This window comes from Veillonella montpellierensis, assembly GCF_947090115.1.
Lineage (GTDB): Bacteria > Bacillota > Negativicutes > Veillonellales > Veillonellaceae > Veillonella > Veillonella montpellierensis.
In genome coordinates this window covers 99,610-113,827 of sequence record NZ_CAMUMS010000001.1, presented here as the reverse complement: position 1 = coordinate 113,827, position 14,218 = coordinate 99,610, and the positions used below count along the sequence as shown (strand labels likewise).

The 14,218-nt window shown below is 35.2% G+C and carries 12 protein-coding genes; 1 reads left to right on the top strand and 11 read right to left on the bottom strand.

What is annotated here, in order from left to right; genetic code table 11:
* Positions 1 to 3 precede the first annotated feature (3 nt).
* From P6940_RS00530 to recG, 7 genes are all read right to left on the bottom strand, one after another.
* Positions 4 to 1,263, bottom strand: a complete 1,260-nt coding sequence (locus P6940_RS00530) for a glycosyltransferase family 2 protein (RefSeq protein WP_028257259.1) — start codon at positions 1,261 to 1,263, stop codon at positions 4 to 6.
* 15 nt (positions 1,264 to 1,278) lie between these two features.
* Positions 1,279 to 1,947 carry a CDP-diacylglycerol--serine O-phosphatidyltransferase gene (pssA, locus tag P6940_RS00525; protein WP_277288470.1) on the bottom strand — a complete coding sequence of 223 codons (669 nt, stop codon included), beginning with the start codon at positions 1,945 to 1,947 and terminating at the stop codon, positions 1,279 to 1,281.
* Complete coding sequence (locus P6940_RS00520; RefSeq protein WP_028257261.1) at positions 1,940 to 2,596, bottom strand: phosphatidylserine decarboxylase family protein; 657 nt, start codon at positions 2,594 to 2,596, stop codon at positions 1,940 to 1,942. The genes pssA and P6940_RS00520 overlap by 8 nt, the downstream gene beginning before the upstream one ends.
* Before the next feature lie 14 nt (positions 2,597 to 2,610).
* Positions 2,611 to 3,288, bottom strand: a complete 678-nt coding sequence (locus P6940_RS00515) for a WecB/TagA/CpsF family glycosyltransferase (RefSeq protein WP_423839089.1) — start codon at positions 3,286 to 3,288, stop codon at positions 2,611 to 2,613.
* A gap of 66 nt (positions 3,289 to 3,354) precedes the next feature.
* Complete coding sequence (gene guaB, locus P6940_RS00510; protein ID WP_277292872.1) at positions 3,355 to 4,809, bottom strand: IMP dehydrogenase; 1,455 nt, start codon at positions 4,807 to 4,809, stop codon at positions 3,355 to 3,357.
* Between the two features lie 112 nt (positions 4,810 to 4,921).
* Positions 4,922 to 5,107, bottom strand: a complete 186-nt coding sequence (locus P6940_RS00505; protein WP_028257264.1) for a 4-oxalocrotonate tautomerase — start codon at positions 5,105 to 5,107, stop codon at positions 4,922 to 4,924.
* Positions 5,108 to 5,518: 411 nt separating this feature from the next.
* A complete protein-coding gene (gene recG, locus P6940_RS00500) occupies positions 5,519 to 7,561 on the bottom strand; it encodes an ATP-dependent DNA helicase RecG (RefSeq protein ID WP_277292871.1) in 2,043 nt (680 codons plus the stop codon).
* 158 nt (positions 7,562 to 7,719) lie between these two features.
* Between recG and rpmB the strand changes: the two genes are divergently transcribed.
* Entirely contained in the window at positions 7,720 to 7,908 is a 189-nt protein-coding gene (gene rpmB, locus P6940_RS00495) for a 50S ribosomal protein L28 (protein ID WP_028257266.1), read from the top strand.
* Positions 7,909 to 8,281: 373 nt separating this feature from the next.
* Here rpmB and P6940_RS00490 read toward each other — a convergent pair whose 3' ends face one another.
* The 4 genes from P6940_RS00490 to tyrS form a co-directional block, all read right to left on the bottom strand.
* On the bottom strand, positions 8,282 to 9,106 hold the full coding sequence (locus tag P6940_RS00490; RefSeq protein WP_028257267.1) for a pyruvate, water dikinase regulatory protein: 825 nt from the start codon (positions 9,104 to 9,106) through the stop codon (positions 8,282 to 8,284).
* 53 nt (positions 9,107 to 9,159) lie between these two features.
* Entirely contained in the window at positions 9,160 to 9,792 is a 633-nt protein-coding gene (locus P6940_RS00485) for a helix-turn-helix transcriptional regulator (RefSeq protein ID WP_028257268.1), read from the bottom strand.
* A gap of 96 nt (positions 9,793 to 9,888) precedes the next feature.
* Positions 9,889 to 12,270, bottom strand: coding sequence for a phosphoenolpyruvate synthase (gene ppsA / locus P6940_RS00480; protein ID WP_277288180.1), 2,382 nt, complete (start codon positions 12,268 to 12,270; stop codon positions 9,889 to 9,891).
* Between the two features lie 482 nt (positions 12,271 to 12,752).
* Complete coding sequence (gene tyrS, locus P6940_RS00475; RefSeq protein ID WP_028257270.1) at positions 12,753 to 13,964, bottom strand: tyrosine--tRNA ligase; 1,212 nt, start codon at positions 13,962 to 13,964, stop codon at positions 12,753 to 12,755.
* Between the last annotated feature and the right edge of the window lie 254 nt (positions 13,965 to 14,218).

Sequence of the window (14,218 nt, the reverse complement as noted above, 5' to 3'; positions counted from 1 at the left end):
ATTCTATTTGTTTCCCACATCATTCATGCGCGTTAATTTAATATCTGACATGGATACAGCACGAATATGTTTTGTATGATGCCACTCTGTTTTATGACGTCTAAAGAACCCTAAAATATTAATAATCATCCATGAATATACAAAAATAGGATAAATTAAGTAATATAAATATATCTTAAAGGGCACTTTTATTTGTAATAGAATCAATAATGGAACTACATATTGTGCAATGCCTATGAAAGAAAGCACTGACATTGGCAAAATTTGTTGCCAAAGGCTCGTATAAATAGGTGCTACATATGTATTTACTAGGGATAGCAACAACATAATGGTAGACAACATCATAAAATAAGGTCCACTGACTTGCATGATGCCATCCAGGATTTTAATATTTCGTTGTCGTATACCAGCTATGAATAACTGAGGAATATATCGTCCAGCACAATCAAATTGTCCTTGTGCCCATCGCAATCGCTGATTCCACGATTGCACAAAAGTTAATACCTTTTCATCATAAATAATTGCATCATGAGCCCAACATGTACGAATGCCTCTTGTTAACATTTTCATGGAGTATTCCATATCTTCTGTTAAACTCGTACAACCCCAGCCATACTTTCGTACAATATCAGATCTAAAACACATCCCTGTACCGCCTAATGCAGTAGATAAACCTAATCGATATTTTGCTAAATGCACCATATGATTGACCATCCAAAAAGCGATTGAAAAGCATCCAGAAATCCATGTATCCACTGGATTTTTAGCATTTAAATAACCTTGGATAATATGCTCTCCCTTTTCTAGATGCCAATTCATTTCTTGTAAAAATTTAGGATGCACTAAATTATCAGCATCAAAAATACAAAATGCATCATAGTTAGTGTCCATAGATAATAATCTATCAAACATCCATCCCATGGCATACCCCTTACCTTTAGCCCTCGCATCTGTTCTCTCATATACGATGGCCCCGGCTTGTTCTGCTACTAACTTTGTGTTATCAGTACAATTATCTGCCACTACAAAAATATCAAACAACTCCTTAGGATATTCTTGTAGTTTCAAGTTATCGATAAGTGAAGCAATAACACACGCTTCATTATGCGCACAAATAATAATAGCAAAACGGTTTTTAGGAGCATATATTTTAACTTCTTTATGTTTCCATAAACCTACAAACATTAAAATCAATAGATATATAGTATATATGAAAATAATTATTTGGATAGGAATTAACAATAGATCTAAATAGTAATCCATTTAATTTCCTCCACTCTATTTGAATCTATTGAAAAGTGTATTAAGTATACCAAATAGTGCATACAAAACAAATATCAAAACAGCCCATGCATGCCAATTAAGTATCATTCCAATAATAAATAAAAGTACTACAATTCCTATAGCAATCTTATGCATAACATCTGCACTTTTACCTTTAAAGTCTGGATAATGCACATTGCTCACCATCAAATAGCCTACAACTATCATGGCAATTAGCACAATAATCGGTGATACACTAACTCCACATAAAACATATGTTGCTACCATACATCCTGCTGCTGGAATAGGTAACCCTTGAAAATATCCGTGTACTTCTTCTGTCATAATATTAAATCGTGCTAATCGGAATGCACCACATACGGCAAAGGCCAATAACGGCACATATGATAACCAGCCCATGCCAAACAATTCTTTAGAAAACAACAAAAATGCTGGAGAAACACCAAATCCCACTACATCTGCTAATGAATCTAGCTCACGCCCCAGAGGACCTGCTACACCTAAGGCTCTTGCAATTCTTCCATCTAGAGCATCTGCTAACAAAGATAATAATACGCAAATAGCCGCCCCTTCATAATATCCCTTAGCGGACATAGTAATTCCTATGACACCAAAGGCCAAATTAGAGCTTGTGGCTATGCACGGAAATATCGATCTATTCATGACTTGGCAACCTCCCAATCACAGTATCTCCTCCAGAAATATGTTGTCCTTTTTTTACCAGTATTTCCACATCCGTAGGCATACATATTTCTGTACACGATCCAAACTTAATCATTCCATATAACTGTCCTTTTTCTAAATGAGATCCTAAGTCTGTCCATGAAATAATTCTTCTAGCTAATAATCCCGCAATTTGAGTAACTAATACTTCTATTTTTCCATTGTCAATACAAATAGTATGACGTTCATTCTCAAATCCTACTTCTTTTTTATAGGCAGGTAAAAATCCGCCACATGTATATTGTCTAAAAGTAATTTCTCCTTCAATTGGTGCTCGATTAACATGAACATCAAATACAGAAAGAAATATAGTCACTTTTTTTACTTTTCTGTTAAGGAATAAATCCTCATAAACTTCAGAAATATCCATAACTTTGCCATCTGCTGGCGACAAAATAAGATTTTCACCTTTAGGAATCGTACGTTTAGGGTTTCTAAAAAAATATAGAAAGAAACATGCCAGCACAAATGGAATAATTGCTAAAAATTTTAATATAGATGAACTAGCTACATTCCATATGATAATAGCCAAAATGAACATAGCTCCTATCAATACAAATCCATCTTTTACAATACGCCCTGTTGGCATAGTGTATCTCCCTCCTAGTTTTTATTAGTTTTTACCGCAAACATAAACTTAGGTAACGCAACCATGCGAGTAATTCGTTTTGGTTCTAGATACAATCGATATAACCACTCTAATCGGTGACGTTGCATCCATTGAGGTGCTCTAGGTATATTACCTGCCAATACATCAAAAGAACCTCCAACTCCCATAGCTACTACACCATCAAGCTGTGATAACCGTTGAGCAATCCATTTTTCTTGCTTTGGCACACCTAAAGCAACAAAAATCAATTTAGCTCCCCCATCTTGAATCGTCTTGATAATATTTTTTTCTTCATCAGCATTAAAAAAGCCGGAATGTATGCCCACTATATTGAGTGGTCCCACTTCCCGCTGTAAATTATCTACTGCTTGTTGAGCAACACCATCAGCAGCGCCTAGGCAATAAATAGGTGTATTTTTAGTAGCTGCCATTTTAAATAATCGACGAGTCAAATCAATCCCTGTTACACGTTCCGGGAAATGTTCTCCTTTTTGTTCAGCCGCCCATAATACACCTGCACCATCTGGCACCACTAAACTCGCCTGATTTAATATATTCTTTAATTCTTCATCTTCTCTAGCTAACATTACCATTTCAGCATTTGCCGTGGCTACAATATGTAGCCCCGGCTGCTTCATGAATCCATAAATCCGTTCTACAGATTCACCCATGGTAACTGCATCAATAGGTATAGATAATACCTTTAATTGATTACGCAAATTCTCACACCTCATATATTAGCAACTATAATTAGGCGCTTCCACTGTAATATTAACATCATGTGGATGACTTTCTTTAAGCCCTGCTGCTGTAATTTGAATAAATTGTGTATTTTCAATCATTTCTTCTATTGTATGGCATCCACAATATCCCATGCTAGCACGCAACCCACCAACCATTTGGAATATAGTATCTGCCAATGTGCCTTTATAAGGAACACGTCCTTCAATACCTTCTGGTACCAATTTCTTGGCTTCTGATTGAAAATAACGATCTTTACTGCCTAACTTCATAGCTCCTAAACTACCCATGCCACGATATACTTTATAACTACGTCCTTGATAGATAACAGTTTCTCCTGGACTTTCTTCAGTACCAGCTAGAATATTCCCCATCATAACGCAATTAGCACCTGCAGCAATCGCTTTAGCAATATCACCTGAATATTTAATGCCCCCATCAGCAATAATTGGTACTCCATAACGTCTACCAATTTTAGCTGCTTCATATACAGCAGTAATTTGTGGTACACCAATTCCCGCAATAATCCGTGTCGTACAAATGGAACCAGGTCCAATACCGACCTTAACAGCATCTGCCCCAGCTTCAATTAAAGCTTCCGTTCCTGATGCTGTTGCCACATTACCTGCAATAACAGGCATATGTGGATAAGTCGCCTTTATATCCTTCAATGTACGTAACACACCTGCTGAATGTCCATGTGCTGTATCTACAATAATCACATCCACATTAGCAGCTACCAATGCATCCATGCGATCATATAAATCTTTACTAACACCCACCGCTGCGCCAACTAATAATCGACCATCACTATCTTTTGCTGAATTAGGATATTTAGTAGCCTTTTCAATATCTTTAATTGTAATTAAGCCCTTCAACATACCTTGACTATCAACAAGAGGTAGTTTTTCAATCCGATGTTGTCTTAATAATTCTTTAGCCGTTTCTAATGATGTTCCTACAGGTGCTGTTACTAAATGTTCTCTAGTCATGCAATCGCCAATCATCTTAGATAAATCACTTTCAAATCTCATATCACGATTGGTAATAATGCCTACTAACTTGCCATGTTCTGTAATAGGGATGCCAGAAATAGCATATTTGCTCATCAGATTTTCTGCTTCTGAAAGCAAATTTTGAGGACTTAAATAAATAGGATCAACAATAATACCATGCTCAGATCGTTTTACTTTATCTACTTCACCAGCTTGTTCTTCAATGGTCATATTTTTATGAATAACGCCTAATCCACCTTGTCTAGCCATGGCAATAGCCATCTTTGACTCTGTAACCGTATCCATACCAGAACTAATCATAGGAATGTTCAAATGAATAGTTTCTGTCAATTGTGTTCCTAATTCTACCTCATGAGGTAATACATCAGATGCAGCTGGCACTAATAACACATCATCAAAAGTAAGTCCTCGTAAACCGAATTTATCATCTCTCATGGTATATATCCTTTCTAAGCAGTAGCGTACTAAAGTATATTAACCATCACAAACCTACTAAAGCCTACTATATGTATTGCTAATATAATACAATCCGTTCTAGTATGTCGTTTTATCGTTCGGAACGAAGAACGCCACCTTCCATAAATTCATCTGCCTTTAAATCAACAAACATGACTTTTACCGCTTCCATAGGCACACCGATAATATCAACTGTAGCTTTTGTAATTGCACTAGCTAATTCTTTTTTCTGTTCTTTTGTACGACCTTCAACAAGCTCTACATGAATCATTGGCATAATCATTACCTCCATCATAAAACCGAAATAGTGAATTTCTATTACTTAATTATACGTCATAATGCCTCTATATGACAACACTATAATGCCTCTATATGACAACACTATAATACCTATATATGAGAACACTCTAGTAAAAGTTACCCTCTTTCATTTTAGAATCGTACACCATTTAGAAAATTAAATGGCAGCATATCTTCTCTTAAGATTGTCACTTCTTATTCAAACAAAACAAAGTAGATTAGATTCTATGACTACTATGGCCACATAGATTATATCTACATCATCATTAATTTGAGCATTGAGTATGAAAGAATGCATCGTAAATTCAATTATTATTGACAACTTATCACGAAGCATAGGTAAATAGATATGAAATTATGCTGTATATAACAAAAAATACTATTCCTATCAACTATAGAGAATGCGTAAAAATTTACTACCAAATCGTTCTTTCAATTCATCGTCTACATAAGTGCGTAACGATTCTATACCAACAGATTTTATATAATCATCTACATCATGTCGTGCTTCTATTAAGATATCTATATCCTTAATGATATGAGCAATCCGCAAATCTGGTAGTCCAGATTGTGCTAATCCAAATAATTGACCAGACCCACGCAATAGTAAGTCTTGCTCAGCTAATTCAAATCCATCTTGGATATGTGTCATTAACTGTAATCGTTCTTGTGCCGCTTCACTAGTAGAATCGCTCACTAATATACAATAGGATTGAGTAATACCACGTCCTACACGCCCTCTTAATTGATGCAATTGTGCCAACCCAAATCGTTCTGCCCCTTCAATACAAATAACTGTTGCATTAGGCACATTAACACCCACCTCAATAACAGTAGTGGATACTAATAATTGAATAGCACCGCTCTTAAATTGGCTCATAATAGTTTCTTTTTCACTAGCAGGCATACGTCCATGTACTAAGCCTACAGCTATGGAATCGCCAAAATATTCGATAAGTTCTAAATATAGATTTTCAGCTGCCTGTAAATCAAGTTTTTCCGACTCCTCCACTAAAGGACAAACTATATAAATTTGATGACCTAATGACATTTCTTTACGAAAAAATGCTAATAATCGCTTTTTATACGATGAATTAACTTTATATGTCAATACTGGTTTACGGCCTGGAGGCATTTCTTTAATTAAGCTCACATCTAAATCACCATATATCGATAAAGTCATCGTCCTAGGAATCGGAGTAGCACTCATAATTAAAACATGTGGATATCGCCCTTTTCTTTGCAGTAGTGCTCGTTGTTCCACCCCAAATCGATGCTGTTCATCCACAATACCTATGCCCAATGACTTAAACTTTACTGTTTCCTGTATAACTGCATGAGTACCAATAAGAATATCAATCGTTCCTTCTGAAACTTGTTCATACAAGTATTCTCGTTCTTTACCTTTTAGAGCCCCCGTTAATAGGGCAATTCTAACTGGTAACTTTTTACACATACTAGAAATACTATCAAAATGTTGTTGTGCTAAAATTTCTGTAGGTGCCATTAAGCATCCTTGATAACCATTTTCTACAGCCTTTAATAAAGCTAATACAGCCACAACGGTTTTTCCAGATCCCACATCGCCTTGTACTAACCGTTGCATTGGCTTATCACTTTGCATATCAGAAGAGATATCCTGTATAGCACGGAGTTGGTCATTCGTTAAACGAAATGGTAAACTATTTTTAAACTGCTCCATTAATATACCATCATTAGCCATTGACAATCCTTCATGCACTTGTTGTTTATATCGTAATAAGGCTAATCCAGATTGCATAATAAATAATTCTTCATAGGCTAATTGTTTTCTAGCTAGTTCATATGCTTCTACTGATGAGGGAAAATGTATTTCTTTCAATGCTTCATATCTCGGAAGAAATTTTCTGCTATTGCGTATACTCATAGGGATAATTTCAGTAAGCTGGCTGTGACTAGAGAACCATTCATGTATAGTATGTCTAATAATGAATTGGCTAACACCTTCCACTAGTGGATATATGGGGATTATGCCGAGTTCAGGTGTAACACCTTTGCGTAATTGTTCTATATGTGGCGAATTAATTTGCCAACAACCATATCCCTTTTCTACCTTGCCGTAACCGCATAGGAGATCGCCTTTTTTATAAAAATTTTTCTTATAGCCTTGATTAAATAAAACAAATCTAACAGTACCAGTCCCATCAGACACAGTTATTTCTAAAATAGATAATCGCGGACGTGGTTTCTTTTCTTGAACTGCTATTACCTTACCTACTATAGTCGCTAGATCGCCACTAACTAGTTGATTTATCGAATATATTTTGCTTCTATCTTCATAGGCTCTAGGAAAATAATTCAATAGTTGTGTAACAGAATGAATACCTAATTGATGTAATTGTTTTTCCCTTTTAGGCCCAACACCTTTTATGGACTGTAATAATTCATTCATAGGATTCTCCTAAAAAATATGATATACTATACGATATGAATATAGTTAGTATAACAAAAATATAGATATTGAACAAAATATAAAAGTTCTTGCTTTATGATAGTCTTTATGATAAAATAATTTTGTTATGTTGTAAATTATGCTTGGAGGTGTAACTAATGGCTAACCTTTGTGAAGTATGTGGCAAATCCACATCTAGCGGTATGAACGTAAGTCACTCTCATATCCGTACACGCAAAACTTGGAAACCAAACATCCAAAGAGTACGAGCAATTGTAGACGGCGAAACTAAAAAAGTAAACGTATGTACTCGTTGTCTTCGTTCTAATAAAATTACACGCGCGTAAAATTAGTAACAAGTACATGTACTCTAAAAAAAGCTTCTCTTAGGAGAAGCTTTTTTTATTTCATAAAATGCCACTGATGAGACAAAACATATTATTTTTTAACCAATATAATTAGAAAACACCTAAATCTATCCAGGTTTTAGAGTTATAGGACAAAACGTGTTGTTTTGAAGTCCGATGGAACTAAAAATGTCTAGGTCCATCGGCATTTTATCTTTTTAGTGAACTTTAAACGGTGGAGAAAATGTGATTTAAAAAGCTAAAACGCCATTAGATTTACTGTCTTAAATAAAGTTTGTCTTTCTAGTAATCTATTTTTTAGCACTCATAAAATGATACCTCTCCCCATTACTATAGCAAGTCATCCTTTTCATTAATCTCTAGATTCATTAGTTTTATTTCTATCAATAATTTGCATCACCATAGCAGCTGTTTCTTCAATAGATTTATTAGATACATCCAAAACAGGACAATGAACACGACGCATAACCGCCTTAGCATAAGCTAATTCTTCCTCAATTCTTTCCACTGAAGCATAATTAGCCTCTCCTTCTAAGCCAATAGCCTTTAACCGCTCACTACGAATATTGTTCAATTTAAATGGATCAATAATAAGCCCCACAATCTTTTTAGGTGGAATCCTAAACAGCTCATCTGGTAACGGCACTTCTGGCACCAATGGCAAATTTGCAGCTTTATATTTTTTATATGCTAAATACATAGACAATGGGGTTTTACTAGTTCTTGATACCCCAATAATTACAATATCCGCCTTTTCAAAGCCACTTGGGTTTTTACCATCATCATATTTAACAGCAAATTCAATAGCTTCTACCTTCTTAAAATACTCTTGATCCAGTTTATGAACCATCCCCGCCGTTAAGCGTGGCTTTGTTTCTGCAATCGTTCCTACTGCTCTCAAGACAGGGCCCATAATGTCTACAGTTTCTAGCCCTAGTTTTTCAGCTTTATCATGTAAATAATTTCGTAAACTAACCGATACAATCGTATGGCAAATTACACATTCATTACCTTGTGCCTCTTGTAAGACCGCATCAATTTGTTCTTCTCCACTGATATACGGTACTCGTATAATATCTAACTGTTCTTTATCATATTGACTTGCCGTAGCTCTTGCTACAGCTTCAGCCGTTTCGCCAATTGAATCTGAAATAGCATAAATTATTTTTCCTGCCATAAAGCACCTCCACTTGAATCGTCTTGTATCTATCATATGCACATTATATAGCATTAATAGGGCACACTACATTCCAAATACAATTTAGTAATATTAGTTTTAGATATGCGACCAATCACTCTATACTTCTTTTTATTGCCTTCCATTTCTTTTTCTACCACTGGTAAGCAATCTACTTCATAGTCTATCAATTTTTGTGCTGCTTCCACTACTGTATCAGTTGGCGATACTACTATAATTTTACTAACTGGTGTCATAATCATAGAAACGGGAACTGTTGTTTGATTATTCTGTCCTATAGAAGCACGTAATAAATCTTTTCTCGATACAATGCCAATTAAATACCCATCTTCACAAACTAGTAATGTACCTACATCTTCTGTAAAAATAGTAACAATAGTATCATATAAACTCATATCTTGTGAAACCACTACCGCTTGAGAAAGTACATCTCTCACCTTATATTTACTTAATGCATCTACCAATAAGTTATTTTGAGATTTTCCTACAAAATAATAGCCTACTTTTGGTCTAGCATCTAGCATACCAATCATAGTAAGAACGGATAAATCAGAACGTAATGCTGATCTAGTTACGTCTAACTTTTTAGCAATAGCATTTCCCGTAATAGGCCCTTCATCACGAACAATATCTAATATTTTTTCTTGGCGCTTTGATAACTCCATATGACACCTCCTCACTATAAAATCTATATTCTATATACAGAAATAATGCGTATTGCAAACACCTACAATACGCACTATTTTATACTATATATGTAGTTACCATGTATAATCTTCAGTTTCTACACGACCACGACCAGTTAAAGAGTCCATCATTAATCTCTGTTCTAATTGAGCTACCATTTTTTTTGTATTTTTTACTGCATCGGGATTAACAGAAATCGAATCAATACCACTCTTAACTAAAAATTCACAGAATTCTGGATATACACTTGGTGCCTGTCCACAAATAGAAACAGTTTTTCCATCTTTGTGTGCCACTTCAATTAAATGACGAATAGCGCGTTTAACTGCCAAATTTCTTTCATCATATACATGCTGAACGATTTCATTGTCCCGATCACATCCAAGAACAAGCATAGTTAAATCATTAGATCCAATAGAATATCCATCAACATATTTATTGAATTGGTCAGCTAAAATGATATTTGCTGGAATCTCAGCCATTAACCAAATTTTAAAATCAGCACTACGAACTAGTCCCTCTTGCGCCATTAACGTCGTAACCTCTTCTGCTTCTTTAACCGTACGACAGAATGGGATCATAACTTGAAGATTCTTTAATCCAAATTCTTCACGAACCTTTTTAATAGCTTGTAATTCTAATTTAAAAGCTGGCGTATATTTAGGGTCATAATAGCGAGAAGCACCTCTCCATCCTAGTAATGCGCTTGATTCATGCGGTTCAAATACATCGCCACCTTTTAAATCTCTATATTCACTAGATTTAAAATCACTTAAACGAACAACAACTTGTCGTGGAGCTAATGCTTGTGCTACCTTTCTCATGCCTTCAGCCAATGTATTGACAGCAAACTCACTTCGCCCTGTCTCAATTAAATGTAGTGGATGTTCATGGATAAATGTAGTCCAAATAAATTCTTCACGCATTAAACCAATACCGTCACAAGGTAATTGGCTATACGTATCAGCTAAATCTGGATCGCCTAAATTCATATAAATTTTAGTACCCGTTACAGGAATATATTCAGCAGTGCTAGCGGTTGCTACTTCTCGTTTTTTAGTAACATCTTCTAAGACACCTTCATAAACAATCCCATTAGTGGAATCAACAGTTATCATTTGTCCATTTTTTATAGATTTTGTGCCTTCTTGGCTACGACTCTTAGTACCTACGATACAAGGTATCCCCAGTTCACGGCCTACGATGGATGCATGACATGTCATACCACCTGCATCAGTAACAATTGCTTTCGCTTTCTTCATAGCTGGTACCCAATCTGGAGCAGTCATCGTAGTAACTAAAACCTCTCCTTCTTTAAAGTCCGCAATGTCATCTGGATTAATAATAACATGTGCTTTGCCAGCTGCAAGACCTGGACTAGCAGGTAGTCCCTTAACTAAAATAGTACGATTAGTAGTACTTTCTTGCGTTTCTACTTTCTTTTCCTCTGTTTTTTTGTCAGATTTACGGGACCATACGGTTTCTGGTCGTGCTTGTAGTATCCATAACTTTCCATCCCGTTCATCAATTCCCCATTCCATATCCATATAGCAACCATAATGCTTTTCAATTTGTTTTGCATAATCTGCTAATTGTAAAATCTGTTCATCAGAAATAACCTGTACACGAGCTTCTTTCTCTGGTACAGTTTCTTCAATGCAATCACCATCTGGTTTACGAACAAGACGTATATTTTTATCATTAATAATACGATTGGTAATTTCCATTTTATCTTTATCGACAGTAAAGTTATCTGGTGTAACAGTACCACCAACTACATATTCTCCAAGTCCATAAGATCCTTCAATCGTAATTTGTTTATCATTACCTGTCACTAAATCAACGGTAAACATAACTCCTGCCGCTTTAGAAAATACCATCATTTGTATAGCTGCACTCAAAGCAACGGTCATATGGTCAAATCCTTGTTTAACTCGATAATACGTAGCACGGTCAGTAAATGTAGAGGCATAACATTCTTTAACTTTTTGAATGACTACATCTGCCCCATGTACATTTAAATATGTATCTTGTTGCCCTGCAAAACTAGCATCTGGCAAATCTTCTGCAGTAGCACTAGATCGTACAGCAACAAATGGATCGTCTTCACCCACTTGCTTTGCCAACTGTTGATAGGCATCACGAATTGCTTTTGCCAAGTCTTCTGGCATTTCTGCTTCACAAATCATCTTGCGAATATGAGCACACACTTCACGTAAAAGTGCAGAATTTTCTACATCATCTAGTCCATCAAGAGCTTCACGAATCTTGGCTTCTACTCCAGTTTCTTTCATAAACTGACGATATCCATATGCAGTGGTAGCAAACCCATATGGAACTGGCACACCTGTAGATGATGTCAATTCACCTAATGAAGATGATTTACCGCCAACTAATGCTACATCTTCACGTTTCAATTCATCAAACCAAAGTACATACGCTGTCTCACGATTCATAAGAGAACCTCCCTGATTAATGCTAGATATAATTTATAATAGAATATCATAATTCTAATTTTATATTTATATAGTATAGCACATTTGTTTTTATGTCAACACTATATATTCCAATAGATATATCCTACATACTATGTTTATTTCTACTATATAACACTAATGTACTAAGCTGTTCGTTGCATTATAGCCGACTGATTTTCCCCTATCATTTTATTGTCTCTACAATAGGGAACTCTAAAAAGATTGACGAATCTAAAACGTTTCAAATCACAGTAATAAATTGCAAAACAACTTCATGGCACCCTATAATATTTTTTTAATTCTCCCACTTTCAATATAATTAAATAATGAGTCATACCTATAGTACATAAAAAATAATCTCCTCACACCAAAATGAGGAGATTATTTTCAAAAATCTGTATATTATTAAAAATCTATATACTATTATGCATATCCATATACTATAAGGTTATTACTTAAGATTAGTTTTCAAATACAATTTTTATAAATTTTCTCTTACCTACTTGCAAAATCATACCGTCTTCTAATTGGACATTTTCAAGATTACATTTTTCACCATTGATTTTAAAAGCACCCGCCTTAATAGAACGACGAGCTTCTCCATTACTTGCAGTCAATCCTACGTCTGTTAAAAATTGTGGTATAAAAGTAGGTTCTGTCGTTATTGCCATACTATGCTCTGGTATATCCGAAGGTAATGCCCGTTTTTGGAATACTGTAACAAATTGTTCTTGCGCCCCATCAGCTGCTTCACTTCCATGATATAAAGATACAATATGATGAGCTAACTTCATTTTTGCATCACGTGGATGGATAGCGCCTGTTTTAATATCCTGGATGAATGCATCTTGCTCATCAATCGAATAGGCCGATACAAATGTAATGTATCGTTCCATCAATTCATCTGGAATTGACATAGCTTTGCCATACATGTCATTAGGTGCTTCAGAAATACCAATGTAGTTACCTAATGATTTACTCATTTTTTGAACGCCATCAAGGCCTTCTAAAATAGGCATAGTAATAATCGTTTGAGGCTCTTGTCCATATTCTTCTTGTAAATGGCGTCCCATTAATAGATTAAAAGTTTGATCAGTACCACCAAACTCTACATCCGCCTGTAAGGACACTGAATCATAGCCTTGCATGAGTGGATACATAAATTCATGAACGCCAATAGGTCGTCCCTCTGTATATCGTTTATGAAAATCCTCCCGTTCCAACATACGTGCCACAGTATATTTGCCAGCTAATTTCAATACATCTTCGAAACTAAGAGTGCTAAGCCACTCACTATTATAACGTACAATAGTTTTATTGGGATCTAAGATACGAAAGATTTGTTCTTTATAGGTAGCCGCATTACGCTCCACATCCTCAGCACTCAACGGTGGACGAGTTACGCTTTTACCAGTAGGATCACCAATGCGAGCTGTAAAATCACCAATCAAAATAACAATTTGATGTCCTAAATCTTGAAAGACTTTTAATTTACGAAGTACCACTGTATGACCTAAGTGAATATCTGGTGCAGTTGGATCTAGCCCCAATTTAATAATTAATGGCTTGTTTTCTCGTACGGCAGTTTCTAATTTTTTCTTAAATCCATCTTCTGGAATTAACTCAGATACTCCATGCTTAATAATTCGTAATTGTTCCTCTGCACTAATCATCAATATCCTCCTATATGCTACTCCTAGTAATGTTTTATATTATTATAACATATCGTATTATATCATATTTAAAAAATCGTTTCTGATTTTTTATCTATCCACTATATAGAATATAATCTCTTATACCTAGATAGAAACGTAAAATCATGACTAATACCCATGATTCTTATCTTATCCAATAGCATATTGACTTGCTGAAATGAATACATCATGCTACATACAAAAAAGAATCTATTAAATAAAATAACCCTATG

Coding starts and splice junctions, on each gene's coding strand:
- P6940_RS00530 (WP_028257259.1), bottom strand. CDS start 1,263: ATGGATTACTATTTAGATCTATTGTTAATTCCTATCCAAATAATTATT.
- pssA (WP_277288470.1), bottom strand. CDS start 1,947: ATGAATAGATCGATATTTCCGTGCATAGCCACAAGCTCTAATTTGGCC.
- P6940_RS00520 (WP_028257261.1), bottom strand. CDS start 2,596: ATGCCAACAGGGCGTATTGTAAAAGATGGATTTGTATTGATAGGAGCT.
- P6940_RS00515 (WP_423839089.1), bottom strand. CDS start 3,288: ATGGGTGAATCTGTAGAACGGATTTATGGATTCATGAAGCAGCCGGGG.
- guaB (WP_277292872.1), bottom strand. CDS start 4,809: ATGAGAGATGATAAATTCGGTTTACGAGGACTTACTTTTGATGATGTG.
- P6940_RS00505 (WP_028257264.1), bottom strand. CDS start 5,107: ATGCCAATGATTCATGTAGAGCTTGTTGAAGGTCGTACAAAAGAACAG.
- recG (WP_277292871.1), bottom strand. CDS start 7,561: ATGAATGAATTATTACAGTCCATAAAAGGTGTTGGGCCTAAAAGGGAA.
- rpmB (WP_028257266.1), top strand. CDS start 7,720: ATGGCTAACCTTTGTGAAGTATGTGGCAAATCCACATCTAGCGGTATG.
- P6940_RS00490 (WP_028257267.1), bottom strand. CDS start 9,106: ATGGCAGGAAAAATAATTTATGCTATTTCAGATTCAATTGGCGAAACG.
- P6940_RS00485 (WP_028257268.1), bottom strand. CDS start 9,792: ATGGAGTTATCAAAGCGCCAAGAAAAAATATTAGATATTGTTCGTGAT.
- ppsA (WP_277288180.1), bottom strand. CDS start 12,270: ATGAATCGTGAGACAGCGTATGTACTTTGGTTTGATGAATTGAAACGT.
- tyrS (WP_028257270.1), bottom strand. CDS start 13,964: ATGATTAGTGCAGAGGAACAATTACGAATTATTAAGCATGGAGTATCT.